Annotated in this window: 28 protein-coding genes; 15 read left to right on the forward strand and 13 right to left on the reverse strand. The window is 69.2% G+C overall.

Annotation, left to right across the window (positions count from 1 at the left end; genetic code table 11):
- Nucleotides 1-50: 50 nt before the first annotated feature.
- Together E1293_RS12365 and E1293_RS12370 are read right to left on the reverse strand one after the other, a co-directional pair.
- Nucleotides 51-809: a cytochrome b/b6 domain-containing protein gene (locus tag E1293_RS12365; RefSeq protein WP_132197121.1), complete on the reverse strand. Its 759-nt coding sequence runs from the start codon at nt 807-809 to the stop codon at nt 51-53.
- A complete protein-coding gene (locus E1293_RS12370; RefSeq protein ID WP_207938805.1) occupies nt 796-1,500 on the reverse strand; it encodes a molybdopterin-dependent oxidoreductase in 705 nt (234 codons plus the stop codon). Before E1293_RS12370 ends, E1293_RS12365 begins: the two co-directional genes overlap by 14 nt.
- A 95-nt stretch (nt 1,501-1,595) precedes the next feature.
- Between E1293_RS12370 and E1293_RS12375 the strand changes: the two genes are divergently transcribed.
- The 3 genes from E1293_RS12375 (at nt 1,596) to E1293_RS12385 (ending at nt 6,594) form a co-directional block, all read left to right on the forward strand.
- Entirely contained in the window at nt 1,596-2,177 is a 582-nt protein-coding gene (locus tag E1293_RS12375) for an HhH-GPD-type base excision DNA repair protein (protein ID WP_132197123.1), read from the forward strand.
- A 345-nt stretch (nt 2,178-2,522) separates the two neighbouring features.
- Complete coding sequence (locus tag E1293_RS12380) at nt 2,523-4,661, forward strand: SpoIIE family protein phosphatase (protein ID WP_132197125.1); 2,139 nt, start codon at nt 2,523-2,525, stop codon at nt 4,659-4,661.
- A 253-nt stretch (nt 4,662-4,914) separates the two neighbouring features.
- Entirely contained in the window at nt 4,915-6,594 is a 1,680-nt protein-coding gene (locus tag E1293_RS12385) for an RNA polymerase sigma factor (protein WP_132197127.1), read from the forward strand.
- 50 nt (nt 6,595-6,644) lie between these two features.
- Here the strand turns inward: E1293_RS12385 and E1293_RS12390 are convergent, their stop codons facing one another.
- Nucleotides 6,645-7,388 carry a YaaA family protein gene (locus E1293_RS12390; protein ID WP_132197129.1) on the reverse strand — a complete coding sequence of 248 codons (744 nt, stop codon included), beginning with the start codon at nt 7,386-7,388 and terminating at the stop codon, nt 6,645-6,647.
- Nucleotides 7,389-7,412: 24 nt separating this feature from the next.
- Here E1293_RS12390 and E1293_RS12395 point away from each other — a divergent pair, with 24 nt between their 5' ends.
- Nucleotides 7,413-8,138 carry a GNAT family N-acetyltransferase gene (locus tag E1293_RS12395; protein WP_132197131.1) on the forward strand — a complete coding sequence of 242 codons (726 nt, stop codon included), beginning with the start codon at nt 7,413-7,415 and terminating at the stop codon, nt 8,136-8,138.
- Between the two features lie 181 nt (nt 8,139-8,319).
- Here E1293_RS12395 and E1293_RS12400 read toward each other — a convergent pair whose 3' ends face one another.
- From E1293_RS12400 to E1293_RS12410, 3 genes are all read right to left on the reverse strand, one after another.
- Nucleotides 8,320-8,550 carry a DUF7455 domain-containing protein gene (locus E1293_RS12400; protein WP_132197133.1) on the reverse strand — a complete coding sequence of 77 codons (231 nt, stop codon included), beginning with the start codon at nt 8,548-8,550 and terminating at the stop codon, nt 8,320-8,322.
- Nucleotides 8,551-8,669: 119 nt separating this feature from the next.
- Entirely contained in the window at nt 8,670-9,743 is a 1,074-nt protein-coding gene (locus E1293_RS12405; RefSeq protein ID WP_207938806.1) for an ABC transporter permease, read from the reverse strand.
- Nucleotides 9,740-10,642, reverse strand: a complete 903-nt coding sequence (locus E1293_RS12410) for an ABC transporter ATP-binding protein (RefSeq protein ID WP_132197135.1) — start codon at nt 10,640-10,642, stop codon at nt 9,740-9,742. Before E1293_RS12410 ends, E1293_RS12405 begins: the two co-directional genes overlap by 4 nt.
- A 212-nt stretch (nt 10,643-10,854) precedes the next feature.
- On the opposite strand from E1293_RS12410, the gene E1293_RS12415 reads away from it, so the two are divergent.
- From E1293_RS12415 to E1293_RS12460, 10 genes are all read left to right on the forward strand, one after another.
- The gene (locus E1293_RS12415) at nt 10,855-12,945 is read left to right on the forward strand and encodes a DNA gyrase/topoisomerase IV subunit B (protein ID WP_132197137.1); all 2,091 of its coding nucleotides are present in this window, start codon (nt 10,855-10,857) and stop codon (nt 12,943-12,945) included.
- 81 nt (nt 12,946-13,026) lie between these two features.
- Entirely contained in the window at nt 13,027-13,509 is a 483-nt protein-coding gene (locus tag E1293_RS12420; protein WP_132197139.1) for a hypothetical protein, read from the forward strand.
- Nucleotides 13,506-14,633 (forward strand): sensor histidine kinase, encoded by a 1,128-nt coding sequence (locus E1293_RS12425; protein ID WP_207938807.1) that lies wholly within the window; start codon nt 13,506-13,508, stop codon nt 14,631-14,633. Before E1293_RS12420 ends, E1293_RS12425 begins: the two co-directional genes overlap by 4 nt.
- Before the next feature lie 15 nt (nt 14,634-14,648).
- The gene (locus tag E1293_RS12430) at nt 14,649-15,308 is read left to right on the forward strand and encodes a response regulator (protein WP_207938808.1); all 660 of its coding nucleotides are present in this window, start codon (nt 14,649-14,651) and stop codon (nt 15,306-15,308) included.
- A gap of 73 nt (nt 15,309-15,381) precedes the next feature.
- Nucleotides 15,382-15,744 carry a hypothetical protein gene (locus tag E1293_RS12435; RefSeq protein WP_132197141.1) on the forward strand — a complete coding sequence of 121 codons (363 nt, stop codon included), beginning with the start codon at nt 15,382-15,384 and terminating at the stop codon, nt 15,742-15,744.
- Between the two features lie 71 nt (nt 15,745-15,815).
- Entirely contained in the window at nt 15,816-16,181 is a 366-nt protein-coding gene (locus E1293_RS12440) for a nuclear transport factor 2 family protein (RefSeq protein WP_132197143.1), read from the forward strand.
- A 96-nt stretch (nt 16,182-16,277) separates the two neighbouring features.
- Nucleotides 16,278-16,829, forward strand: a complete 552-nt coding sequence (locus E1293_RS12445) for a TetR/AcrR family transcriptional regulator (protein ID WP_132197144.1) — start codon at nt 16,278-16,280, stop codon at nt 16,827-16,829.
- Nucleotides 16,826-17,356 (forward strand): DUF2867 domain-containing protein, encoded by a 531-nt coding sequence (locus E1293_RS12450; RefSeq protein ID WP_132197145.1) that lies wholly within the window; start codon nt 16,826-16,828, stop codon nt 17,354-17,356. The genes E1293_RS12445 and E1293_RS12450 overlap by 4 nt, the downstream gene beginning before the upstream one ends.
- Complete coding sequence (locus tag E1293_RS12455) at nt 17,353-17,787, forward strand: DUF6463 family protein (RefSeq protein WP_132197146.1); 435 nt, start codon at nt 17,353-17,355, stop codon at nt 17,785-17,787. The genes E1293_RS12450 and E1293_RS12455 overlap by 4 nt, the downstream gene beginning before the upstream one ends.
- 2 nt (nt 17,788-17,789) lie before the next feature.
- Nucleotides 17,790-18,296: a RidA family protein gene (locus E1293_RS12460; RefSeq protein ID WP_132197147.1), complete on the forward strand. Its 507-nt coding sequence runs from the start codon at nt 17,790-17,792 to the stop codon at nt 18,294-18,296.
- Between the two features lie 24 nt (nt 18,297-18,320).
- Here the strand turns inward: E1293_RS12460 and E1293_RS12465 are convergent, their stop codons facing one another.
- The 4 genes from E1293_RS12465 to E1293_RS47365 all read right to left on the reverse strand — a co-directional run bounded on the left by E1293_RS12465 (nt 18,321) and on the right by E1293_RS47365 (nt 22,103).
- Complete coding sequence (locus E1293_RS12465) at nt 18,321-18,797, reverse strand: GNAT family N-acetyltransferase (RefSeq protein ID WP_132197148.1); 477 nt, start codon at nt 18,795-18,797, stop codon at nt 18,321-18,323.
- A gap of 92 nt (nt 18,798-18,889) precedes the next feature.
- The gene (locus E1293_RS12470) at nt 18,890-19,231 is read right to left on the reverse strand and encodes an ArsR/SmtB family transcription factor (RefSeq protein ID WP_132197149.1); all 342 of its coding nucleotides are present in this window, start codon (nt 19,229-19,231) and stop codon (nt 18,890-18,892) included.
- 204 nt (nt 19,232-19,435) lie between these two features.
- Nucleotides 19,436-20,698, reverse strand: coding sequence for an MFS transporter (locus E1293_RS12475; RefSeq protein WP_207938809.1), 1,263 nt, complete (start codon nt 20,696-20,698; stop codon nt 19,436-19,438).
- 181 nt (nt 20,699-20,879) lie between these two features.
- Nucleotides 20,880-22,103, reverse strand: coding sequence for an MFS transporter (locus E1293_RS47365; RefSeq protein ID WP_165978180.1), 1,224 nt, complete (start codon nt 22,101-22,103; stop codon nt 20,880-20,882).
- Between the two features lie 141 nt (nt 22,104-22,244).
- Between E1293_RS47365 and E1293_RS12485 the strand changes: the two genes are divergently transcribed.
- Nucleotides 22,245-25,631 (forward strand): DUF4132 domain-containing protein, encoded by a 3,387-nt coding sequence (locus E1293_RS12485; RefSeq protein WP_165978181.1) that lies wholly within the window; start codon nt 22,245-22,247, stop codon nt 25,629-25,631.
- 45 nt (nt 25,632-25,676) lie between these two features.
- On the opposite strand, the gene E1293_RS12490 is transcribed toward E1293_RS12485, so the two are convergent.
- The 3 genes from E1293_RS12490 to E1293_RS48565 all read right to left on the reverse strand — a co-directional run.
- Nucleotides 25,677-25,877, reverse strand: coding sequence for a DUF397 domain-containing protein (locus E1293_RS12490; RefSeq protein ID WP_132197152.1), 201 nt, complete (start codon nt 25,875-25,877; stop codon nt 25,677-25,679).
- Complete coding sequence (locus tag E1293_RS12495) at nt 25,874-26,734, reverse strand: helix-turn-helix domain-containing protein (protein ID WP_132197154.1); 861 nt, start codon at nt 26,732-26,734, stop codon at nt 25,874-25,876. The genes E1293_RS12490 and E1293_RS12495 overlap by 4 nt, the downstream gene beginning before the upstream one ends.
- The coding region (locus tag E1293_RS48565; protein ID WP_207938810.1) for a hypothetical protein at nt 26,727-26,928 on the reverse strand (202 nt) is incomplete at its 5' end. The genes E1293_RS12495 and E1293_RS48565, both read right to left, overlap by 8 nt.

Here is a 26,928-nt window from a genome sequence, read left to right on the forward strand (position 1 = left end):
CGTGGAGAACTCCGCCTCGATGTCCCATTCCAGCGCTTTTACGGGGAGAGTCAAGACATACCCGGACGTCGTTTCGCAAAATTCGGACCGGGTTCACCGGAGCCGTCGTCCGGATCGCCGTCCACCGTCCTGACCTGCGCGTCTTCCTGGCTGTTCGGTGATTTTCCACCGGCCTCCCGTGATCTGCTCACGGCGCCGGCCCAGTCCACGTGATGGCGTGCCGCCCAGTCGGGGTCCACGCGCCCGGTCAGCATCCCGGTGAGGGCGCCGCGGTCCCGGGACGCCTCCCACAGGTGCCCTGCCGTCACCACGACGATGATGAGGAAGAGCCAGTCGTGGACGAACGTCGCGCCCGTCCGCCACCGATCGCCCCACGGCCCGGGGAACGTCATGATCTCGCCGGTGCCGAGCATGATGAGGATCGCGCCCGCCGTGAACGCCGCGTTCAGCTTCTGGCCCGCGTTGAACTTCCCCACGGGAAGGATCCCGCGTCCGCCCTGCACGGCCCTGCGGTCGCCGCGCTTGAGCCACTCCCAGTCCGCCGGGACGAATCTGTTCAACCGGCCGAGGTCGGCCCGGAACGCCCGGGACAGAAGACCCAGAACGATCGGCACGGGCAAGGCGAACCCGCACCACACATGGACGGTCTTCACCATCTCCCTGCGGCCTACCAGGGTCGACAGCACAGGCACGTAGAGCAGCGCCGCGGTCGCCAAACACGCCAGCATCAGCAGTGCGGTGACGTGATGGATCGACCGTTCCGCCCTGGTGAACCGCAGAAGCCACCTTGATGGGTCAGGTCGGTTCATCGTCACGCCCGTTCGACCGTCCCACCCAGGCGTCCACGTCGTAGCCGAGATCCTCCCAGTAGCCGGGCTTCACCTTGTCGGTCAGCTCGATTCCGCCGAGCCACTTCAGTGACTTGTAGCCGTACATGGGCGCCACGTAGAGCCGCGTGGGCCCGCCGTGGTCGTGCGTGACCGGCTTGCCGTCCATCTGGGTCGCCACGAGGACGTCCCGGCGGCGCGCCTGTTCAAGCGTCAACGACTCGGTGTACACGCCGTCGAACGACGTGAACCGCACAGCCTTGGCTTGGGCGGACACTCCGACCGCGTCCAGCAGGTCGGGCAGTGCCACGCCGACCCACCGCACGTCGGGTACCCGCCACCCCGTCACGCACTGGAAGTCCTTGTCGAGCGTCATCTGCGGGAACCCCGCCAGATCGGCCATGCTGAACGACCGCGGCTTGCCGACGAGGCCGGTAACGGCCACGTGGTGGGTCTCGACGCTGTGCCGCTTCACGCCGGCGGTGACGGAGTAGTAGCGGAATCCTCCGGCGGCCGGCAGGACATCGCCGATCGGCCCCACCGGCGCCAGCGTCCGCGCCACCCTGTCCTGGACGGACGCTCCCACGGCGACCCCCGCCGCGCCGAGGCCGAGCATGCCGAGCACGACCCGGCGTCCGACCGGGCTGCCTGCGGCTCGTTCCTCCTCGTTCACCTCTCCATTCGAGCACCACGGCCCCGCGCCCGCCAGGTCTCCCGGATCCCCGTAAGACTTCTGACAGATCTGGACACCGCCCTAAGCTTGAGCCCATGGCCACGAAGGTTCACCTTGCACAGCGTCCCGAAGCCGACGAGCTGCTCGGACGTAGCCCGCTGGCCGCGCTGGTGGGCATGCTGCTCGACCAGCAGATCCCGATGGAATGGGCGTTCTCCGGTCCGTACACCATCGCCCAGCGGCTCGGCGCCGACGACCTGGACGCGCACGAGATCGCCGCCCAGGACCCCGAGCGGTTCGCGGCGCTCCTGTCGGAGAAGCCGGCCGTCCACCGCTATCCCGGTTCGATGGCCAAGCGCGTGCAGCAGCTGTGCCAGTACCTCGTGGACCAGTACGACGGGGACGCCGAGAAGGTGTGGGAGGGCGCCGGCAGCGGCAAGGAGCTGTTCAAGCGGCTCAACGGCCTCCCCGGCTTCGGGAAGCAGAAGGCCCAGATCTTCCTGGCGCTGCTGGGGAAGCAGTACGGGATCCAGCCGGAAGGCTGGCGCGAGGCGGCCGGCGCTTACGGTGACGAGGGCTCGCACCGGTCCGTCGCCGACATCACCGGTCCCGAGTCCCTCGCCAAGGTGCGGGCCTTCAAGCAGGAGATGAAAGCCGCCGCCAAGGCCGCCAAGTAGGGGAGACCCGGAGCGGCCGCGGCAGAGGTGCGGCGGCCGGAACTCGCCGAACGATTCGAGTTGACGCCCTGTGACGCCGCAGCGCCGTAACATCTCCTACTCGCCGACCCGGCGGGCCGCCTCCGCGTCCTTCCGTGACGGTGACCGAATCCGACGAGTTCGTCCGGGGCCGAAGGGACAAGGATGTTCATCAGGGCTTCCGTACGCGGCGAACCATCGGGATGATGATTACCTGACTCCGACCGGTGTTGTGATGGAGGCGGGAGCGCTAACCTGCTCCCATTCACTCATAGTGATGAAAACTTGCCGCGCGGTACGGGACCCTCTGGGGCGGAGGTGTTGTCCTTGAGCACCGAGACGTCCGTCCCGCATCCCCGCGTCTCAGGGGTGGAGGGCCAGCCCATGGATGCGTCCGACGCCGCACTGTACGTGACCTTGCTGAAGGAAGCCCCCGGTGGGCTGGCGTTCTTCGATCCCGAGCTGCGCTGCCGCCGGGCCAACGACGCGCTGGCGGCGCTGCTGGGCGTCGCCGTGCGCGATCTGCAGCAGCGCAGACCGTCCGAGGCGCTGCCCGAGGTGCTGGCGTCGGCGTTCGAGGCGGCGCTGCGGAAGGTGATCGCCGAGGACCGTCCGGTGAGCGACCCGGATCTTGTCGTCCCCGCCGACGCGTCCCAGGGGACGTCCGGTGATGCGTCAGGCGTCGCCACGGCCGTTGAGGAGCGCATCCTCGCGTGCACGTGGCTCCCGGCCAGGGGCGGCGACGGAGAGTGCCTGGGCGTCGTCCTGACGGCCTTGGACGTGACCGAGCGGCGCAGGGCGGAGGAGGTCATCCGCCGCAAGGAGCAGCGCTACCGCTCGCTCGTGGAGGCCAGCGCCCAGGTGGTGTGGGTCGCGGCCCCGGCCGGCGGCGTGATCGACGACGCGCCGGAGTGGCGTGCGATCACCGGCCAGACGCCGGACGACTACGCGGTCGGCGGCTGGCTGACGGTCGTGCACCCCGAGGACCGCCCCCGCATCGAGGCGGCCTGGGGCGACTGCGTCGAGGAGAACCGGGTCTTCGAGACCAACTACCGCATTCGCACCAAGAGCGGCACCTACCGGCACTTCGACGTGCGGGCCGTCCCGATCTGGCAAGGCGACGCGGTGATCGAGTGGGTCGGCGCCAACACCGACGTCACCGGGCAGCGCGAGGCCGAGGAGATGCGGGGCCGGCTTACCGAGCAGCTGTCGGCGGCCGCGCTGCGCACCGCGCGCTTGCAGCAGGCCACGTCCATGCTGGCCGAGGCCCTGACCGTCTCCCAGGTCGTCCAGGTCATCACCGAGGTCGGACGGTCCGCCATCGGCGCCGACTACTCCGCGGTCGCGTTGCTGGACGACGACAAGCTCCGGCTCAGCATCGTGGCCCCGTCCCAGCCGGGAGCGGAGGGCGAGACCGCTTCCGCCTCCCGCGACGCGATCAAGGTCAGCGACCAGACCGTGATGTCGGTCGCGGTGCGTGAGAGCCGGCCGTTCCTGGCCGAGCATCCCGACAGCCTGCGCCTGCAACTGGGCCACGGCGAGCGGGATCTGTTCGCTCAGCACACGGAGGAACGAGCCTGGGTGGGTCTGCCGCTCCTCGCGGCCGGCGCGCCCATAGGTGCACTCCGTTTCTCGTTCACCCGGCCTAGGGAGATCACCGAGGAGGAACGGGTCTTCCTGGAGGCGCTCGCAGGCCAGTGTGCTCTGGCCGTGGAGCGGGCCCTGCTGTTCGAGCGCGAGCACAAGACCGCCGAGGAGCTCCAGCGCAGCCTCCTGCCGAGCGACCTCCCGCAGCTGCCGGGGATGGTCCTCGCCGCCCGCTACAACCCCGCGACACGCCACGTGCAGGTGGGCGGCGACTGGTACGACGTCTTCCGCCTCCCCGACCAGCGGCTCGCGGTGGCGGTGGGCGACGTCATGGGCAAGGGCGTGCTCGCCGCGGCCGGAATGGGCCGCGTCCGCAACGCCCTGCGCGCCCTCGCGCTGAACGATCCGCGTCCCGCCGCCGTGCTGGCCGGCCTCGACCGGCTCTTCAGCGCGACCGAGGACGAGGAGCAGTTCACCACCGTCGCGTACGTGGTCATCGACCCGGTGTCCGGGGAGGGAGAGTTCAGTAACGCGGGCCACCCGCCGCCCCTGCTGATCTCGCACGACGCGCCCGCGCGCGTGAGCACCCTGGAGCCGGGGACGCCCCTCGGATGGCCGAGCCAGCGGCAGCAGACAAGTTTTTCCATCGAGACCGGCAACACTGTGGTGTTCTATTCCGATGGACTTGTGGAGAACCGTAGGCGTGGGGTGGACGCCGGGCTGGACGAGCTTGTCGCCGTGGCGGCGGACGCCCCACCTGAAGTGGTAGGAGATCCCGAGAGACTCGTCGACTTCCTGGTCGATCGGATGCTTGCCGGGTATGAGCAGGTAGACGATGTGACCGTGCTTGCCCTGCACGTCCCGCCCGAGCCCGTGTGAAGCCGGCCGAAGACGGCACGAAGTCGGTGTAGCGCGTTCGAAGGACCGTCCGGAGCCCTCTAAGGTGGAGTGTTACCGGGTAGGACTTCAGGGTGGAATGCGCAGCAGTGCCAGAATGCTTGACCCAGAGAGAGCGGGTACGCTGCGGTCCCGCACCGGGAGGTCCGCTCCGTGTGTGGTCCCACCCAGTGTGAGGCCGAGCCCGTCAGGGCACTTGGGTCAACCAAGCCACACGTTCGTTCGAGAGGTATTTGTGTCGCCTGCTAGCTCGACCTCGAAAGCGTCAGATCTGCACGATCACGTCATCGCGCAACTGATCGAGCGTGGACGGTCCCAGGGTTACCTCGAAGCCGACGACGTACGACGTACGTTCGAGGAGGCCGACATCCCCGTGTCGAAGGCCTCCAGCATTCTGCGGAGCCTCAGCAAGGAGGGTGTGACCGTCATGGTGAGCGCTGCCGACTCCGCGGCGCCCAAGCGTCCGCGCAAGCGTGCGACGCAGCCGGCACGCAGGCCCAAGACCGCCGCCGCCGCCAAGGAGCAGCCCGACACGGTGACCGCCGTCGTCGGGGACGACGCTCCGGAGGAGGCCGCCGCCGAGCCGCGCCCGGCCGCGCCCAAGCCCGGGCCGCCCAAGCCCGCGCCGCCCAAGAAGGCCGCGCCCGCCAAGGGCGCCAAGGCCAAGGGCAAGAAGGCCGCGCCCGCGAAGAAGGGCGTCGTGCAGGCGGCGAAGCCGGAGCAGGGCAAGAAGGCCGACGACGCGGACGTCGACGACGAGGTGGTGGTCGACCTCGACGAAGACCTGACCGACCTCGACGTCGAGCTGGAGACCGACAACGACACGGCCGCCGAGGCCGAGGAGTCCGAGACGCCCCGCGCGCCCGAGGAGGACGAGGCCCCTGCCGCGCCCGCGGCGAAGGTCGAGCCCGGCGCCAAGAAGGACACCCCGTCCGAGGAGGAGGGCTTCACCCTCGGCGACGACGACGAGGACGCCCCCGCGCAGCAGATCGCGGCCGCGGGCGCCACCGCCGACCCGGTCAAGGACTACCTCAAGCAGATCGGCAAGGTCCCCCTGCTGAACGCCGAGCAGGAGGTGGAGCTCGCCAAGCGCATCGAGGCGGGCCTCTTCGCCGAGGAGCGCCTCGCCGTGTCCGGTCCCGCGATGTCCGAGGAAGACCTCGAGGACTTCGAGTGGATCGCCGAGGACGGCCGCCGCGCGAAGAACCACCTCCTGGAGGCCAACCTCCGGCTGGTCGTCTCGCTCGCCAAGCGCTACACCGGGCGCGGGATGCTGTTCCTGGACCTGATCCAGGAGGGCAACCTGGGCCTGATCCGCGCGGTCGAGAAGTTCGACTACACCAAGGGCTACAAGTTCTCCACGTACGCCACCTGGTGGATCCGGCAGGCGATCACCCGCGCGATGGCCGACCAGGCCCGCACCATCCGCATCCCGGTGCACATGGTCGAGGTCATCAACAAGCTGGCGCGCGTGCAGCGGCAGATGCTCCAGGACCTGGGCCGCGAGCCCACCCCGGAGGAGCTGGCCAAGGAACTCGACATGACCCCGGAGAAGGTCGTCGAGGTCCAGAAGTACGGCCGCGAGCCCATCTCGCTGCACACGCCGCTCGGTGAGGACGGCGACAGCGAGTTCGGCGACCTCATCGAGGACTCCGAGGCCATCGTCCCGGCCGACGCGGTCAGCTTCACGCTGCTGCAGGAGCAGCTCCACTCCGTCCTGGACACGCTCAGCGAGCGTGAGGCGGGCGTGGTGTCGATGCGGTTCGGCCTCACCGACGGCCAGCCGAAGACGCTGGACGAGATCGGCAAGGTGTACGGGGTGACCCGGGAGCGCATCCGGCAGATCGAGTCCAAGACGATGTCGAAGCTGCGCCACCCGTCCCGGTCCCAGGTCCTGCGCGACTACCTGGACTGATAGCGGAGAACCAGGGCCCTGTCGATGCGGCGGGGCCCTGTTTCGCGTCGTCAGTCGTGCAGGATGACGTCGAGGTCGGTGCCGTTCAGTTCGGCGGTGTGGCCGAGGTCGGCGACGGCCTTCTGGAGTTCCTCCGGGGTGCGCGGTGACGCGCCGGTCTTGAGGAGGTCGTGGGCGATCCGCCCGCGGGTGGCCTTGGCCATGTGGCTGACGACGGTCCGTTCGGGGGCGCCCCCCACGAGCCGTTCCCGGAACACGCGTACGGCGACGGCCGGGCGCGGCGGCTTCCATGCGGACGCGTACGGCCCGGACCGCATGTCGACGATCAGGTCGTCGTCCAGGCGGAGGGCCTCGCGCATCGCCGGGCGCCACAACGCTCCCAGACGGCCCTCAGACGGCAGCGACACCGCCATCGCCAGTCGGTAGGGCGGGACGCGGTCGGTGAGCCTCAGCGCGCCCCACAGGCCCGAGAAGACGATGATCTGCTCGGCGGCGGCCTCCGCGTCCAGGTCGGCGAGGTCGAGGTTGTCGTAGAGGACGCCCGTGTAGAGCCGCGCCGCCGGCAGTGCCGGTGCCTCGTGGAGTGCCTTGTTGCGGGCCAAGGCTTCGGCCACCTGGCCGGCAGGCAGGTTCAGTACGTCTGGAGCGTCGTCCCGCCGGCACGCCTCGTCCAGGGCCGCGAGGACGCGCTCGCGGGCCTGGGTGAGGCCGGGGAAGCTCAGCGACGCAAGGTCGAGGGGCGGACCGTCCCCATCGGTAGCCTTCTTCTCCGACGGCGGCAGCAGGATGTGCACATTCCCCCCGAAAGCGGTGACTCGATGACGCGGTTCCCGGAGCTCGGCAGGCTCGTCGCCGAGGCGTGGCCCGCGCCGTCCAGCCAGGATATGGGCGGCTGGCTGCTACGCCATGCCGAGGGCGTGACCAAGCGGGCCAACTCCGTCCTGCCTCTGGGCGACCCAGGGGAGGTGGGCCACGCCGTCGATCAGGTGGAGGGCTTCTACAGCGCCCTGGGGCTGCCGACGGTGTTCTCGATGGACGCCCAAGCGAGACCGGACGGTCTCGACGGATTCCTGGAGGGACGCGGCTACGAGATCGTCGATCCGACGCTCGCCATGGTGACGGATATAGCCGGCCCTTACGAGGAGGACGGTGTGGAGGTCGAGCAGACGCCGTCCAGGGAGTGGCTCGACCTGTGGTGGTCGGTGGACGGCCGCTACCACCACCAGCTGCCGACGGCGGAGAAGATCCTCACCGGTGTACCGGCGGGCTACGCCTCCCTGGACGGCGTCGCCGTCGGCCGTGGCGTGCCCCAAGGCGAGTGGCTCGGCATCTACGCGATGGCCGTCGCGCCAGAGGCGCGCAGGCAGGGTCTAGGACGGCGCGTCCTGCGTGCGCTCCTCGCCTGGGGTCGCGACCAGGGATGCGGACGGGCGTACCTGGTCGTCGTCGAGCGGAACGCTCCGGCGCGGGCGCTGTACGAGGCGGAGGGCTTCGTGCGGGCCGGCGGCTACCACTACCGAGTGAAGAATGTCACGTCCAGGTGAGAACTTAGTCGATCTTGTGATCCGCCTCACCTGAGTGCATTTTCATCACTACGATACGCGATCATTCAATTACGCTGTGAAGTCATGTCCAATTGGCTCGGTGAAGGGCCGAACGGGCGGAATGCGAACGGCGGCCACCGTCGCCGGTGACCGCCGTCCTGGGGCTCGTGCTATTGGAGGGCTACCGCTCGTCCTCCTGGGCGGTGGCCGGGGTTTCGTTGAGCCGGTCGGTCTCGTCCTGAATGTCGGCCCCGTTGGAGCGGAGCGCCTCTGCGTACTTGCGCCCGTGGTGGGCGCAGAACAGAAGGTCGCCGCCGCCTACAAGGACTGCACGGACGTAGGCCTGGGCGCCGCAGCGGTCGCATCGGTCGGCGACGGTCAGCGGCTTGGTTGGGGCAAGGGCTCCAGTCACGGCACCTTCCTCATGCTCGGGGTCGGTACTTAGGACAACATCTAACCCGACGCTGGCGTTCCCAACCTGGTTCTTCGTACGCCCACAGCAGAATGGCCCAATAAGTGACCGAGGTCACATTAGACGGCATCCCACCGGAACAACCGGACGGCGATCAGCGCGCCGACGACCGCGACGCCCAGCAGAACGCCGATTTGCGGCAGTGCGGAGGACGGCCCCAGGCCGCGGCCCATCACATTCAGCATGCCTTCGTTGAGATACCGCAGCGGGAAGATGTACGACAGCGTCCGCATCCAGGCCGGCGACGCGTCCAGCGGGAAGAACGAGCCGCCGAGGAACGCCATCGGCAGCACCACCAGCTGCGTCACCGCCTGGGCGGTCTCCTGCGTCTTGGCCCAGGCGCCGATCAGCATCCCGATCGACAGGAAGGCGAGCACGCCCGCGATCACCATCGGGATCGCCATCCACCAGGCCCCGCTGAGCTTCAGTCCGAACATCGGCAGCTGCGCCACCACCACGAACAACGCGAACTGGACGAGGGCTATGGCGAGGCTGACCGCGACACGCGCGGCGAACACGGTGGGTATCGGCGCAGGGGACAGCTGGAGGCGGCGCAAGATGCCCTTGGTCCGCCACGTCACCAGTGTCTGGGATGCCCCGAAAACGCCGGCCGACGCCAGGGCCCAGCCCAGGAGACTCGGCGTGAAGAACTGGATCGCCTTCAGCGAGTCGTCCTCCACCTGCTTGTTGGCCACCGTGAAGGCGGGGGGCTTGCCGGTCGCCGACACGTTCGCCGACTCGACGATCGAGTTCATCAGCCCCCGCACCGTCCCCGACTTGACCTGGTCGGCCGCGGAGTAGTGCACGACCAGCCGGTTTCCGTCCTGCTCGACGACCGCGTCCGCGTCGCCCTTCTCCACCTTGCGCAGGGCGTCGGTGCGGTCCGACGTCTTCTTGACCTCCATGACCTTGCCGAGCTGGTCGGATCCGCCCGCCACGGCCCGGTCGATGATCGACGCCTGGCCGACCTCCAGGACCTTCACCTTCGACGTCGTCTGGTGACCGAAGATCCCGCCGAAGATGACCAGGAACATCAAGGGGAACAGCACCGTGAAGAACAGCGCCGTGCGGTCTCGCTTGAAGCCCAGGAACATGGCCCGCGACAGGCTCTTGAAACTCTCGTACGTGCTCACGCCCTGTACTCCCGTCCGGTGAGCTCCAGAAAGACGTCCTCAAGGGTGGCGCCGCGGATCTGGACGCCGTCCAGCGCGTCCTTGGCGGCCATCGCCGCGACCACGGCGGACGGGTCGCGCGTGGAGATCGTCAGCGAGACGCCGTCGTCGCCGGCCTCGTCCGCACCCGGCAGGACGCGCGCGTCCTCGACGGCCAGGACACCGCTCGCCACGCTGATCCGGGCGGGTGCGTCCAGCCCGCGCACGAGGACGGCCGGTGGGCCGAGCTTCAAGATCTTGCCCGCGTCCATGATGGCGACGCGGTCGCAGAGGCTCTCGGCCTCGTCCATGTAGTGCGTGGTCAGGACGATGCTGCGGCCCTCTGTGCTGATCTCGCGGAGCACGTCCCAGAGGTTGCGGCGCGCCTGCGGGTCGAGAGCGGCGGTCGGCTCGTCCAGGAACAGGAGCTCTGGGTCGTGCACGAGCGCGCACGCGATGGAGAGGCGCTGCGCCTGGCCGCCCGACAGCTTCTCCACCCGTACGTCGGCCTTGTCGTCCAGCCCGACCAGTTCGAGCATCGCGTCGGCCTTCTTGGCGGGGACGCCGTAGAGCGAGCCGAAGGTCTGCAACTGCTCGCGCGCGGTGAGCCGCTCGAAGAACGCCGACGCCTGCAACTGGACGCCGATCCGGGGCAGCAGTTTCGGATTGCGCGGCCACGGGGACAGCCCGAGCACCGTCAGGTCGCCCTCGTCGGGTTCCCGCAGCCCCTCGATGATCTCCAGCGTCGTGGTCTTGCCGGCCCCGTTCGGGCCGAGGATGCCGAAGAACTCGCCCTCCTCGACCGCGAACGTCACCCCGTCCACCGCCCGGACGTCCCCGTATCGCTTGCGAAGGCCCGTGACCTCGATCGTTTGCGCCATGGGGAGGACTTTAGGAACGTATGTGTCCTGCGCACACCCACCTAAAGGTGGACGTCCGGGTCTAGAAGTCGAAGTGCGGGTAGCCTGGCGAACCGTCCAAGCGCGCCGCGCGGACGTGCCGGAACGTCGGCGGCGGCGAGCCTTTCGGTGGATTGTCGGTGGCCGGGGGTACCCTGCTGCCGACCGTCCTACCCCCGAGGAGCACACGCACGTTGACCGCCGCGACCGCCGAAGTGCCAACCGATGACCCGCACGGCTACTCCGCCCGGCACCTGTCGGTGCTGGAGGGCCTGGAGGCCGTGCGCAAGCGACCCGGCATGTACGTCGGGTCGACCGACAGCCGGGGCCTCGCCCACTGCCTGTGGGAGATCGTCGACAACTGCGTCGACGAGGCCCTCGCCGGCTACTGCACCCACATCAGCGTGATCCTGCACGCCGACGGGTCCTTCGAGGTGGGTGACAACGGCCGCGGTATCCCGGTCGACCTGGAGCCCAAGACGGGTCTCCCTGGCATCGAGCTGGTGATGACGCGGCTGCACGCGGGCGGCAAGTTCGGCGGCGTGTCCTACACGGCGTCCGGTGGTCTGCACGGTGTCGGCGCGTCCGTCGTCAACGCCCTGTCCGCCCGGCTCGACGTGGAGGTCGACCGTGACGGGCACACGCACGCGATCAGTTTCCGGCGGGGCCTGCCCGGCGAGTTCGCCGACGAGGGACGCCCCAACGCCCGGTTCAAGAAGAAGTCGGGCCTCCGGCAGGTCCGGAAGGTCGCCAAGAAGGTCACCGGCACCCGTGTCCGCTTCTGGCCGGACCTGCAGATCTTCCTGAAGGACTCCACGATCGACCAGGCGCTCGTCCTCGACCGGATGCGCCAGACCGCGTTCCTCATCCCCGGCCTCACCATCGATCTCCGTGACGAGCGCGGCGAGGAGATCCTCGACGAGACGTTCCGGTTCGACGGCGGCATCAGCGAGTTCTGCACCTACCTCGCCAAGGACACCGCGCTCATCGACGTGCTGCGGCTCCAGGGGCGCGGCCACTTCACCGAGACCGTCCCCGTCCTGGACGACCAGGGCCACCTGACCCCCACCGACGTGGAGCGCGACCTCGAGGTCGACATCGCGCTGCGCTGGGGGAGCGGCTACGACACCATCACCAAGTCGTTCGTCAACGTCATCGCGACCCCGAAGGGCGGCACCCACCTGCGCGGCTTCGATCGCGCCGTCCTCAAGGTGCTCAACGAGCAGCTGCGCGCCGTGAGGCTGCTGAAGAACGGCGACGAGGACGTCATCAAGGAGGACGTCCTGGAGGGCCTCACCGCGGTGGTGACGGTCCGGCTGCCCGAGCCGCAGTTCGAGGGGCAGACCAAGGAGGTCCTCGGCACGTCCGCGGCCACCCGCATCGTCTCCCAGGTCGTGATGCGCGAGCTGCGCGCGATCTTCGAGAACCCGCCGCGCGGCCAGAAGCAGCCGCTCCGGGCCGTCCTGGAGAAGGTCGTCGGCGCGGCCAAGACCCGCATCGCCGCCCGCACCCAGCGCGACAACCAGCGGCGCAAGAACGCCCTGGAGAACTCCGCCCTGCCGGCCAAGCTCGTCGACTGCCGCACGGCCGACGACCGCAGCGAGCTGTTCATCGTCGAGGGCGACTCCGCGCTCGGCACCGCCAAGCTCGCCCGCAACTCCGAGTTCCAGGCGCTGCTGCCGATCCGCGGCAAGATCCTCAACGTGCAGAAGGCGTCCGTCGCCGACATGCTGAAGAACGCCGAGTGCGCCGCGATCATCCAGGTGCTCGGCGCCGGCTCGGGCCGCACGTTCGACATCGACGCCGCCCGCTACGGCCGCGTGGTGATCCTCGCCGACGCCGACGTCGACGGCGCCCACATCCGCACCCTGCTGCTGACCCTCTTCCACCGCTACATGAGCCCGATGCTGGAGGCCGGGCGGATCTTCTCCGCCGTGCCGCCGCTGCACCGCATCGAGCTCATCAAGCCGAAGAAGGGGCAGGAGAAGTACATCTACACCTACTCCGACGCCGAGCTGCGGCAGCGGCTCGTCGAGCTGGAGCGCAAGGGCCAGCGCTGGAAGGAGCCGATCCAGCGCTACAAGGGCCTCGGTGAGATGGACGCCGACCAGCTGGCCGAGACGACCCTCGACCCCCGGCACCGGGTGCTCCGGCGCGTCCGCATCGAGGACGCCGAGGAGGCGGCGAAGGTGTTCGACCTGCTGATGGGCAGCGATGTCGCGCCGCGCCGCGCGTTCCTCACCGCCGGCGCCACCGAGCTCGACATGGAGCGCATCGACACCTGACGCTCCACCTCCGGGTGGAGAACGGGAAGTCCAACCGCGCTCCGATCCGCGTCCAGGGCGCCGCTCCATAGCGTCGAGCCCATGAGCTTGCTGGCCAATGTTCTTCTCGCCGTCGTCGTGCTCGCGCTGGTCATGTACGAGCAGTTGCGGGCGCGTCCCCTGGGCGGCCGCCGCGCGTACACCGTTCCGCTGGTCCTCGCCGTGGTCGGGATCGCCCAGGGCGGGCTGGTCGACGATGCGCATCCCGCGCTCAGCATCGCGCTGCTCGCGGGCGAGGCCGTCGCCGCCGTCGCGGTCGGTGTTCTGCGCGCGGTCACTGTCCGGCTGTGGCGGGGAAACGACGGGGCACTGTGGCGCCGCGGTACCCCCTGGACGCTCGGGGCGTGGCTGTTGACGCTCGCGGTCCGCGTGGCGTTCATCGGTGCCGGGGACGCGGCCGGGATCGAGCCGGCGACCGGAACCGTGCTGCTCTTCCTCAGCGTGACGCTGCTCGTCCAGAACCTCATCGTCGGCCTGCGGGCCAGGCGGCTCGGCGGGTCCGGACCGGTTAGCGTCGTACCGTGAAGACCACCGGGGAACGGGTCACTCGCGTTCTCGTCATCGGCATCCTGCTGACCTGGGGCATAACCTCCTACGTCCGCGGCTTCCTGCACGAGGAGCCGAAGCCCGCCTGGCATGGCATTGGCCTGGCCCTCGTCGTGCTCAACCTGGTCATGTTCGCCCTGCTGGGAGCCGGCATCTGGCTCGGACGGAGCAAGGACGCGCCGTACCGGGTGCCGGGGATCGTCCTGCTGGTCGCGTCCATGGTGGCGGCGATGGTGCTCTACACGATCGCACCGCACGCCGGAGGCGGGTTCTTCTTCTGCATGGCGGGGCTCTGGGTGCTGATGATGCGGCTGCCGCTGAGATGGGGCATCACGGTGAGCGTGCTGACGATCGCCGCGATCGGCGGGCTCGGGGAGGGTTTCCGGTCCAGTGGCGCCGATCTCGGGCTGATGTCGGCGTTCGTGGGGCTGACGCTGGGGGCGGTCGCCAGCCGCCAGGGCAAGGCCGCGCAGGAGGCGACCCACCGGGCGGAGGCCGCGAACGCCGTGCTCGCCGAGCGGTCACACCTTGCACGGGAGATCCACGACATTCTGGCCCATTCGCTGTCGGCGCAGATCGTCCATCTGGAAGGGGCCCGGCTACTCCTGGCGCGGGACGGTGACCGCGTCCAAGCCCTGGACCGGGTAGAGCGCGCGCGGAACCTCGCCCGCTCCGGCCTGGAAGAGACAAGGCGGGCCCTGGCCACGCTCCGCGGGGAGGTGGCGGAGCCCAAGGAAGTCATCGCGGAACTCGCCGAGGAGTTCTACGCCAGCACCGGCCGCCCGTGCGACGTGCAAGTGACCGGTGTGCCGCGCGAAGTGTCACCGCAGGCAGGGCTGGCCGTCGTACGCACCGCGCAGGAGGCGCTCACCAACGTCCGCAAACACGCTCCCGGCGCGCGCGCACAGGTCACGTTGCGCTACCTCAGGGACGAGGTCCAGCTCGAAGTGACCGATACCGGCGGGACCGAGCCCGTCGTGGAACTGCCCGGGGGCGGCTACGGCCTGGTGGGCATGCGGGAGCGCGCCGAGCTGATCGATGGCACGCTTGTCACCGGGCCGGACGGCAAGGGATTCCGGGTGTCCCTCCGGGTGCCGGCGTGACGGGAGACGGACGCGGTGAGCGACAAGACGAGGATCATGGTCGTCGACGACCAGACGGTGGTGCGTGAGGGGCTGGTCCTCCTGCTGGAACTGCTGCCCGGCATCGAGGTGGCCGGGGCGTGCGGCGACGGCGAGCAGGCCGTCGCGATGGTCGGCGACCTGCGTCCGGACGTCGTCCTCATGGACCTGCGGATGCCGCGCGTGGACGGCGTCGAGGCGACCCGCCGCATTAAGGAGTCGCACCCGGACGTCGGCATCGTCGTCCTCACCACCTACGCCGACGACGAGTCGATCTTCGCCGCGCTGCGCGCCGGCGCCCGCGGCTACCTCACCAAGGACGCCGACGCCGACGAGATCGCCCGCGCCGTCGCCGCCGTCCGCGGGGGAGCGTCCCAGCTCGACCCGGCCGTCCAGCGCCGCCTGGTCGAGGCCGTCGCCGTCGGTGAGAGCCCGCACCGGGCCGCCCAGAGCGCGCTGCCGGACGGCCTGACCCGGCGCGAGGCCGAGGTGCTCACCCTCATCGCGCAGGGACGCTCCAACTCCGAGATCGCCGGGGACCTGTTCATCTCCGAGGCGACCGTCAAGACGCACATCAACAACCTGTTCGCCAAGGCCAACCTCCGCGACCGCGCCCAGGCGGTCACCTACGCCTACCGGAACGGCCTCAGCGGCTGATCATCGGTCAGCGTCCGGCAAGGGCTCGGTCAAAGCCCGCGCCCGCGCGCCCGCGCGGCTCCAGCATGAGAACGTGCTCAGAACCTGCATGATCGCGGACTACCTGCGCCCGTACGCGCAATGGCGGATCAACCGGCCCGACCCCTGCGACGACGGCCGCAACGCCCGCGCCGCGATCGGCCTCATCGACGCGGCCGCCTACGTGGCGCAGCTGGACGACAGCTCCCGGGTCATCGTCCGCCTGGCCATCGCGGGCTGCTTCGCCCTGGGCCGTTTCAACCCCGGGGTCGAGGGCGAGACGCTCATCCGCTTCTGGCACTACGACGACGCCACCGCGGGCCCGTCCGATCTCCTCGAAGCCTTGGCGGCCTGCGCCGAACGCGGCCTGCAGCCCGTCCTGCCGCGCCCTCGCGAGGGGCAGGCCGCTCCGGCGTGATCACACCGGCTGGTGGCCAGGGGCGTCCGCGGCCCGTGGAGCGGTAAGCAATCGCTTGCTAGGCTTCGTCCATGCCGACGCAGGAACACATGAAGCAGGTACTCCAGGCCTACATCGACGCCTTCAACGCCGGTGACGCCGCGGCCATAACCGGGCTCTACGCCGAGGACGCCGTGGTCGAGGACCCGGTCGGCAACCCGCAGCTCGTCGGCCGCGCCGCGATCGAGGAGTTCTACACGGGCGCCATCGCCGGCGGCGCCAAGCTCGGCCTGGACGGCCCCATCCGCGGCTCCCACGGCGACCGCGCGGCCATGGCCTTCACCATCGACGTCCCCGGCCTGCGCATCCGCGCCATCGACGTCATGACGTTCGGCGCGGACGGAAAGATCGTCCGGATGGACGCCCACTGGGGCCCGGACGACATCGAGAAGACCTGATCACCACCTTTCCCGCGGCATGCCACGCCCCCCGGGGAGCCGCGTCGGCGGCATGGTGCTAAGCTCCATACCAAAAGGTTTGGTACGGAGGTGGGCATGGGAAACGGCGGCGCGACGGCGTGGCTGGAGGAGGGCCTGGCGCTGCTCGCGGAACAGGGCGCCCCGGCGGTGACCCTGGACCGGATGTGCGAGCGCATGGGCATGTCCAAGGGCGCCTTCTACCACCATTTCGGCTCCATGCCGAAGTTCCGGACCCGCCTGCTGAGCCATTACGAGGACCGCTACACCACGGCGATCATCGACGTGGTGGAGGAGGCCGGTGATCTGCCCGCGCGGGAGAAGCTGGAACGGCTCACCGCCGAGGCGGTCAACGACACCGGCCCCGGGCTGGAGATCGCGGTGCGCGCGTGGGCGAAGCAGGACCCCGAGGCGGCGGCGATGCAGCAGCGCGTGGACGCGAGGCGCATCGAGTACCTGCGGGGGCTCTGCGAAAGCGCCGGGCACGCGTCCCCCGTCCAGATGGCCACGCTGCTGTACCTGGTGCTGATCGGAGGCGCGCACCTGATGCCGCCGCTGCCCGCCGCCGGGAAACACGAGATCTACGAACTGCTGCTCCCGCTCATGGACCTCGGAGAGGACCCGTCATGAGAATCATCGGCACCGTTCCCGAACTGGCCGGCCTGCTGGCCGGCGCCGACCACGTGGGCGTTCGGACCGTGGAGTCCGAGGCCACCCTGCGAGAGTTCACCGCCGGCGCCATGGGCTGGCGTCCCGCCTGGATGAGGGGGCTGTTCAAGGCCAGGGCCCTCTTCGCACGGCTGCTGCGCCTGCGTGAACCGGACGTGCCGCTCGGTACACCGGCGAGGCCCGAGGACCTGTCCTTCACCCCTGGCGACCACATCGCGTTCTTCACCGTCACCGATGCGGCCGAGGAGCGCTACCTCGTCCTCGAGACGACCGACGACCACCTGACCGCCTGGCTCGCCATCACCACCGCGCCATCGGCGGACCCGCGCACCCGGTTCGAGCTGGCCACCCTGGTGAAGTACCACCGCCGGGCCGGCCGGTTCTACTTCGGCGTCATCCGCCCGTTCCACCACATGATCATCGCAGGGATGGCCGCCGCGGGCGCCCGCGCCTCGTCCGCCTCCGCAGAGCGGATCGCGCAGCCGTGACCGCCGCCACGACGAGCCTGCGCCGCTGGATCCCGCGGCTGATGCTCACCGTCGCCACCGCGCACGTGCTGGTGGGCCTGAGCGAGAGCCGCTCCCAGTGGCGCGGCATCGTCTCGGAAGGGCTGTGGAACACCGTCGCCAACGACGACGATGCCCGCATGACGGCGCTCTGGTTCCTGCTCGGCGGCGCCGCCCTCTTCAGCCTGGGCCTGCTCGTCCGGCGCTCCGTGATCGCCACAGGTGAGGTGCCCGCCGAGACCGGCTGGATCCTGCTGGTCCTCGGCGCGGCGATCTCCGTCCTGGAACCCGCCTCGGGCGGCTGGAGCCTGCTCGTCCTGGGCGCCCTCGCCCTCGCGGCGCGTCCCCGTACCGCCGGTCGCCGGACGGCCCAAGGGGTTTCGGCGGGCCCGGCGCCCAGACGAAGATCGTGAGCATGACGACCAGTGAATCTCCTGAGCAGGCTCTCGTCCGCCTCGGACTCGACGAGGTGCGGCCGCCGGACCCCATCGGCAACTTCGTGTACGGGGTGCGGGCCGGCGGGTTCTTCTTCGTGTCCGGCACGTACGGGACGCAGAAGGACGCCGACGGCCGGGACCACCTGCCCATCACGGGCAAGCTGGGCCGTGACCTGACCGTCGAGGAGGGACGCGCCTCGGCGCGGCTGGTCGCGATCAACCTGCTGGCCATGGCACGCGCCGAGCTGGGCAGTCTCGACCACGTCGCCCGCGTCGTGAGACTGGCGGGCCACGTCAACAGCGCACCGGGCTTCGCCGAAGCACCCGCCGTCGTGAACGGTGCGTCCGACCTCTTGGTCGACGTCTTCGGCAAGGAACTCGGCACGCACGCGCGGATCTCCCTCTACCAACCCGACCTGCCAGGCGAGGCTCCCATCGCCGCCGAACTGACCCTTCTGCTCAGAGACGACGTCCAGAGCGAATGACCTGAGCGAATCGCCCGCGGCCGGTCAGAGGACGCTGGGGCTTCGGCGTTCCAGGAGGACGACGTCGCGCCAGCGGCCGTGGAGACGGCCGATGCGCCGACGTGTACCGACGGTGCGGAATCCGGCTCTGGCGTGCAGGCGCAGGCTGGCGGTGTTCTCCGGGAAGACACCGGACTGGATGGTCCAGATGCCGTCGGCCTCGGTGGCGGCGATCAAGGTGCTGAGCAGGGCCGCGCCGATACCGAGCCCGCGGGCGCGGGGACCGACGTAGACGCTGTGCTCGATCACGCCGGCGTAGCAGCAGCGGTCGGAGACCGGGCCGGCGGCGACCCACCCCAGCACGCTGTCCGCTTCGGGTCCGGTGGCGACGTACCGGTACCGGTCGAGCTTGGCGGCGTCGAAGTCGGACCAGGTGGGAGCGACGGTCTCGAAACTCGCGTGACCGGTGTCGAGCCCGTGCTGGTAGATCGCCAGTACTTGATCGGCGTCCGCTGGGCGCATGGCGCGGACACCGATACCGAGTTCGGTTCGCTGGTGCGGTGACATGGTGGTCTGCCGTTAGCCGGTGGCCGGATCAGCGGCGGAGTCGTGCATCAGGTGTCCTTCTCGGGTGGGCAGGCCGGGGCGGGCAGCCCCATGACGATGTCGGCGACGGTGGGGAAGCACGCCACGCACGCCTGGTTGATCCGGTAGTAGCGGGCGGTGCCGTGCTGGTCGGCCAGCACGAACCGCACCTCCGACAGCACCTTGAGGTGCGCGGAGACGGTCGACTGGCCGACGTGGACGGTCTCGACGATCTCCCCGACGCTCATCGGACGTCCTTGGCGCGCCAGCAGCGACACGATCTGGATGCGCGTCGGGTCGGACAGCGCCTTGAACCAGGACGCGTACTCGGTCGCGGCGGCCCGGTCGAGCGGCCCTTTCTCTTGATCCATCGTTAATCGACGATAGACGATAAAGGGAGATCAGAGAAGGGGGAACGGCCGGGTCAGGAGCCGACGGGCAGAGTCCGTAGCCAGATGTGCTCGTAGCTGCAGCCATAACGAAGCGCGAGGGGCGTTCTGCCCAGTGACAAGGAGCGGCGGGATCCGCCTTAGGTGCCCATGCCTTCCGAAATGGGACGGTGGCCCGATTCCCGTTCACCCGAACGGCGAGGCGCGGCCCAGCGATCGCCAGGATGTCAGCGTGACCAGGGACGTCAGGGCGGCGGCGATCCAGAACGGGGTCGTGACCGCGACGCTGTGCGCCGCGAGCCCGCCCCACAGCATGCCGGCCGCCACGCCACCGGCGTCTATCAGTGCATGGACGCCGCTGACCCGCCCGCGCAGGCGGTCGGGCGTCATCCGCTGGCGCACGGTGCCGGCGATCACGCCCCAGACCATCGTGTGCACCCCGAAGATCACCAGGATCGCAGCGGCCAGCCATGTCTGCCGGGTGAGGGCGAGGGTCAGATGGGTCGCCGCCTCGACCACGAGGCCGGCCCGCAGGAGCACGGCCGCGCCGAGGCGCCGCTGCAGACGGTCCGCCAACGCGGTACCGACAAGACCGCCGACGCCGAAGGTCGTCAGCAGGAGTCCGTACCCGGCTGGGGAGAGCCCGAGACGCTCCTCTGCGTAGAGGACGAAGACCGCGAACGCGCCGCAGAACGCCAGATTGGCGACCGCCATGGCCACCGCCAAAGTGCGCAGCAGTTGTTGCGACCACAGCCATCGCAGCCCTTCGGCGATTTCGTTGCGCAGCGCACGCCGAGGCTGTGGGACGTCATCGATGTGAACCGGACGCATCGACGCGACCAGGACCGCCGCGACCACGAAGGTGACGGCGTTGACCCCGAACGGAACCGCGGCGGCCATGAGGAACAGTGCCGCGCCCAGTGGCTTGGCCAGGAACTGGTTGCCGATGGTGAAGGTGGCCATCAGCAGTGCGTTCGCCGATGTCAGGCGTTCGGGCGGCACGATGGCGGGGAGCCGGGCCACCGATGCGGTGTCGGCGAGGGTCTCACCGGTGCCCAGCAGGAAGAACACCCCATAGAGCAGCGGGATGGTCACCGTGCCAGTGGCGATCAGCGCCGAGAGCGCGGCGAGTGTGGCGCCGCGGGCCAGGTCGACCGCCAGGATCAGCCGCCGGCGGTCGACCCTGTCCACGTAGGCGCCGCTGATCAGGGAGAACAGTAACCAGGGGAGGGCTTGGACGAACGCGGCACCCGCTATCAGCGCCGGGTCCCGGGTCAGGGTGCTGGTGAGCAGCGGACCGGCGACCATGGTGACGCCGTCACCGATGTTGGAGACGGCCGAGGCGGCCCAGAGCTTGGTGAAGTCCGCGCCCAGACGCGCGGAACTGAGGGCATGCAAGGAGAACTCCTCGGGAGAGGCGGAAATAGGCCATGACCTGGCCCGCCCCACAACAGGGAGTTGCGGCCCTCAACCCGTCCGGCGACGGGTCAGGCGTAACGGAACTCCAGGCGCGAGGCGGCAGCCGTGCCCATCCCGAGTCGCATGCGATGCCCTTCTTGCCGAGACGACGATTCCCGCGGACGGTAACCGTCGCCGCGTGGCCACTGCAACGCGGTTTACGGCCGAGGACTCAACGCCGGGTCAGGGACCGGTCGTCATCGCGTAGGCCCGCGTACCAGCCGGCCACGGCGGTGGCTACGACCAGCGTGCCCGCACCGAGGAAGACCAGGCGCGGGTCGCCGCCCAGAGCGGTCGTCAGGGTGCCGGTGATGATCACGCCCAGGGGATCGACCGCCAGGAACAGCAGTCTCACCGTGCCGGTCACGCGGCCCAGCAGTGGCCGGGGGACGATCTGCTGCCGCCGGGTCCGGTTGACCAGGCTCGCGACGACCAGTGTCCAGAGGTAGGCGGCGTTCACGAGGATGAGGGCGGGGAGGGAACCGGCCGCGCTCATCGCCGCCACGGCCGTGCCGCAGGCGGCGATGGCCACCACGATCAGCCGGGTCCGGCCGATCCGTCGCACCAGCCACGACACGGACAGTGCTCCGAAGACGCCGCCCACGCCACCGGCGACCATCACGATGCTCACCGCGGAAGCGGACAGGCCGAGGGTGTCGCGGCCGTAGTAGAAGACGAGCTTCTCCGCTGCCAGGCAGAGGTTCACCATCATCTGGACGGCCGTCAGGATGACTAGCGTCCGTACCGAAAACAGGTAGCGCAGCCCCTCCAGGAAGTCTGCGGTCAGCTGCCGCCATCGGGACGGCAGCCCCGGCACGGCGCGGCTGACGGTGCGGCGCCGCACCGCGGCCAGACTTGCGAGCGAAACAGTGAACGTCAGGGCGTTGACCAGTAGCGCGACGCCGATCCCGCCGACGACCGCGAGCGCGCCCACAGCAGCAGGCCCAAGGGCGAAGGAGAGCCGTTTGGCCAGTTCGATCGTGGAGTTGGCGCGCAGCAGCGCGTCGTCGGGGAACAGGTCCTTGACGACGACCACCAAGGCGGTCTCGAAGAAGACCTGGCACGCGCCGTTGACGACGCCAAGGCTCAAGATCAGCCAGATATTGAGGAGCCCGGTCGCCCATAGTGCGAACAGCACGGTGAACACCAAGGCCCGTGCCGCGTCCATCGCGATGAGCACCCGATAGGGGTCCAGGCGGTCGACCAGCACCCCCGAGGGCAGCCCGACGAAAAGATGCCCCAGCGTCACCGATGCCGCGGACAGCCCCGAGACCAGCGGATTCCGGCTCAGTTCCAGCACCAGCAACGGGATCGCGACGAGCGCCGAACCGTCCCCGACGAGCGAGAGCGCCTGACCGCCGATGAACAGCCGCAGATGCCGGGGCCGGCTCCCCATCACCGCCCCCTGACTCCGGTGCCCATTCGCGCCAGGAAAATTGCCTGCCCGCTCCATTGCGGGTGCCCCTGAACGGCGGTGGGCGCGGAGTCGATCCGCGTCCGCCGCACGGTGTCGGTGGATGGCGCTACGCTCCCGACCATGATCAAGCCGAGCCTCGCCCTTCCGGGGGAAGACGACCTCGAAATACCCCGATCCTGGGTGCGGCACCTGCATCCGCGACGCGGCGGACATCCGGGGCCGACTCTCACGTTGGCCGATATCGGTGAGGACGAGTTGCTCGCGAAATACGCGGCGCAGATCAGGATGGTCCTCGACCGTTCCGAGACCGAGCCGGAGCTGGCCGTGGCGGCGCGCGAGCACCTGGCGGGTCAACCCACTCCGCTGGGCGCGGCGGGTGTCGCGGCCATCCCGGAGTCGGACTTCTACACAGGCGAGATGGCCGTGCAGTTCGTGGACGCCTGGATGGTGACGTACGGTCTGCCGTTCGCCGTCCATGCCTTCCTCGAACGCTGTGCCATCGAAGTCCGTTCGTACGGTGCCGGCAAGGGCAGCCTGGCGTGGTACCAGGGGACCGGTTTTGACGGCTACCGGCTGGAGGACGCCGCCAAACGGCTGCGTGCCCTGCTCGCCGTGGCGGACGATGCCGAGTACGAGGAGGTCGTCACGCTCCTCTCCGGGCTGCGCACGACACCGCCACGGCAGATGCTCAGCGCCTATCTCGTCCCGACGGAAATGCATTGGGTCGCCGAATGCTGCGAGGCGCCGCCGAACTCCCTGCCGCACGACCTGCTGCTGCGTTCTCTTGGATCGACCGAGCATCTTGAAATCCTGGGTGCCGCGGCCAGCCTCGATGTTTCTTTCTGTTGTCGCATGGAGAACCTTGTCACCTTGATGGAAGGCGTCGGTACGGCGATCGCCCCATTCCTGGCGGAGGCGTTCGACAATTTCCATCATGAGGTGACACGCCGCAGGTACCTGCTGGAAGTACTGGGACGAGTGCCTAGCGATGAGGCGTTCCGGCTGATGCTGGAACGCGCCGGCAACTCCCACATGCGGGCCGCGCTGCGTAAGACCATGGAGCGCTACCCGGTACGCGCGATCCGCGTTCTGGCGGCGGCGTCCGAGGAGAACGCGGGGGACCTGCTGACCGACCATCTGCGCGCCAACTCCGATTCGCTGCCCCACGTCCTGCCCGGGTTGCCCGGCGAGAGCCGCGCGACCGTCGAGCGACTGATCAAGGCCGGTGACCGCGTCGCCGAGGCCTCGCCGGACGAACTACCGCGGCTCCTGGTCGACCCCCCTTGGACCCGCACCGTGCAGAAGGCCAAGCCGGTCGTTCTCAAGGGCCTGATCATGCCCGCCGACCAGGCCGTCGTATGGAAGGCCGGCGAACGTGACACGTGGCTGAGCAGCGATATCTTCTACCCCTATCCCGACAGTTGGCACCTGGGCCGAAACGAGCGCGGGTACGGCGACGTCGGCGTGATCCCGGCGCCCCAAGAGCGAGCCGAACGATGGGATCGGTGGATCGCGCGCTTCCAGGCCGGCCGGGTCAATGAGGACCAGGAATGGATGGCCGGGCTGCTCGCGATGGGGCCCGAGGAGCTCGTCAGGCCCGCGCTGCGCGAGTGGGTACCCGGCGAGTGGAAACATCCGGGTGGCTGGTGGAGCCCGGAGAACTGGCTGAAGGTCCTGATCGCCCGCTTCGGTCTCGACGCGCTGCCGGTCACGCTGCGCTTCGCCCGCGCGAAGCCCTCCCGCGGCGCCGCGCTGCTGATGTCGTTCCTTGACGGCGAGGTCGCGGTGGCCATGGCCGACTGGCTACTGCGCACCAGGTCGATGCGCGACGTCGCGACCGCCTGGTTCGACCGGCACGGCCCCGCCGCGCTGCCGTACCTGGTGCCGGTCGCGGCGGGTAAGGCGGGAAAGGCTCGGACCGCCGCCGAGTACGCACTGCTCTTCCTGGCGCGCCGCGAAGGCGAGGAGGCGGTGCTCGCCGCCGCACGCGCCCACGGGGACCAGGCCGTCGAACTGGTCGAGACCCTGCTCACCGGGGACCCGGAGAACCTTCTGCCCCGCCGGAAGATACCGGGTGACCTCGGCGTGCAAGCCGAGACGCTTCCGCAGGTGCTGCTGAACGGCCGGGAACGCGCGCTGCCGGTGTCGTCCGTCCGGCACCTGCTCACATTGCTGGCGATTTCCACGCCCGAGGATCCCGATCCCGGCCTCGCGGGTGTGCTGGCGGCGTGCGACGACCATTCCCTCGCCGAGTTCGGCCGCGCATTGCGCGGGCATTGGGTGGAGTATGGCGCGGACGCCGCGACCGCTTGGCAGTTCAGCGCGCTGGGCTGGCTCGGGGACGACGAGGTCGTGCACGAACTCGTCCCGCTCATCCGGGAATGGCCGGGGGTGGGCCTTCATCACCATGCCGTACGGGGGCTCGACGTCCTGGCCGTGATCGGAACCGACCTCGCCCTCCGCGAGATCCACGCCATTTCCCAGAAGGTGAAGTACAAGGGCCTGAAGAAGCGTGCGCAGGAGAAGGTCGAGCAGATCGCCGCGGCCCGCGGACTCACCGGCGAACAACTCGGCGACCGGCTCGTCCCCGATTTCGGTCTGGACGCCGACGGCGCACTCGTCCTCGATTACGGCCCGCGCCGCTTCACCGCCGGGTTCGACGAGGCGCTCAAGCCCTACGTCATCGACGAGAACGGCAAGTTCCGATCGACGTTGCCCAAGCCCGGGGTGCGCGACGATGCCGAACTCGCTCCCGCCGCTCACCAGCGGTTCGGCAGGTTGAAGAAGGACGTCCGCGCCATCGCCGGCATCCAACTCCAGCGCCTCGAACGGGCGATGACGACGCAGCGGCGATGGTCCTTGGCCGAATTCAACGCATTCTTCGTCCGACACCCCCTGGTGTGGCACATCGCACGACGCTTGGTGTGGCTCAGCGAGCACGGCGACACGGCGACCGCGTTCCGGCTCGCCGAGGACCGCACTTTCGCCGACGTCGACGACGACGTGCTCACACCGTCCGAGGACGCCACGATCACCATCGCCCACCCGCTGCATCTCGCCGAGACGCTCAAGAGGTGGTCGCAAGTTTTGGCCGACTACGAGATCCAGCAACCGTTCCCGCAGTTGGGACGGGACGTGCACACCCTGACGGACGCCGAGCGCGACGACGCCGAACTGAAGCGGTTCCACGACAGAACCGTCCCGACCGGCAAGGTCATCGGCATGGAGCGCCGCGGGTGGCAGCGCGGTACACCGGAGGACAACGGCATCCAGTTCTGGATCCTGCGCCCGGTCCCGGGTGGCCGCGCCATCGTGGTCGGCCTCGACCCGGGCATTCCGATCGGGACCCTGGACCTTTGGCCGGAGCAGCGCATCGAGCGAGTCTGGCTGAACGATGGCACCGGACTCACCTGGCACTCCGACCGCGGCAGCCCGCTCACGTTCTCCGAACTGGATCCGGTCACGGCCTCAGAGATCATCAACGACCTCACCGTCCTGACGACGTGACCCCCGCGCACGGGCTCCGTCTGACGGCCCGGCCGGGATGGCCGCTCACGGCAGGTCGTGGGCGCCGGTCTTGATGGTGCTGAGGAGGCTCGTCCACGCGCCGGGGGTGAGGCTGAGGACGGGACCGGCCGGATCCTTGGAGTCGCGCACCGCGCGCTTGTCGCTGACCTGGGCGACCTCCACGCATTCAGTTCCACCGCCCTGCGAATGGCTGCTCTTCCGCCAGGTGGGAGCTGCAGGAGTCACTCGTCGCCCTCAATCAGATCCAGAAGGAATGCGCGTGTAGCTGTCGCGTCGAGCGCGATCGCGCACAACCGGTCGAATCTGACCTTATAGGACTGGAGTTCATCTTTCTCTTCGAGCATCCGGTCATCGACGCTGGTCTCAAGAAACACGATGTCGCGTTCCCCCGGGTCGGAGTAGCCAAGTTGTGTGAAGGACTCACCTGCTCCTGGGTATAGTCCGGCGGTCGTCGGGATGACCTGGAACTCGATGTTCGGAAGGTCGGACATCTCGATGAGGTGCCGGACTTGCGGGACGCGTATGGGCGGTGAGACGAGCCGCCGGAGGGTGTTCTCGTCCACCACGGCGTGCAGCCGGCAGGGGGTGTCCGCCGTCGTCAAGATCTCCTGGCGTTGCAGCCGAGCGGCCACGTGTCGTCGGACTTCGGCAGGGTCATCGATCCCGGCGGCGTTGGTGACGAGTTCGATGTAGCCGGCTTCTTGTAAGAGCCCCGGGAGATAGGTGTTCTGGAAGGTCCGGACTGTCGAAGCCGAGGCTTCGAACCCCGGGTACTCATTGCGGAAGACGTCGTTGTATCTCGTCCACCAACCGCGCTCACGTGCTTCGCGCGCGAGACGCGTCAGGGCCTCGCGTTCCTTGCCGTCTACGCCGTAGAGCTCGCAGAGATCATTGACTGCGTCGGCGTTGGGGGTGATCCACCGTGCCTTTTCGATGTAGTTGAGCTTGGTGGCGCTCCATCGGAGGCGCTTGCATACCTCGGTCGTGGTCATGCCGATCTCCTTGCGGGCGGCGACCAGCTTGCGGCTCAGGGCGCGCTTCTTGATCGTCGGGCTATAGCCGTCGACATGAATCTCACTCACGGTGACACCTTGCCATGCGCTGGGTGATGCTGTCCGGCGAAGCTTGCTCTGAAGTCTCTTTTAGAGAATCTATTGCGATCTTGCATGTCCGCCTGTCACCTTGTGTTGCGACAAGAACACGCTCGGCAATCGAGTTGGACTCTTCACGCGGAAAGTGGTGGTCGCGGTGCGGGACACACTGGGTGGTGCTGGGA

It is taken from the genome of Actinomadura darangshiensis (genome assembly GCF_004349235.1).
GTDB classification, from domain to species: domain Bacteria; phylum Actinomycetota; class Actinomycetes; order Streptosporangiales; family Streptosporangiaceae; genus Spirillospora; species Spirillospora darangshiensis.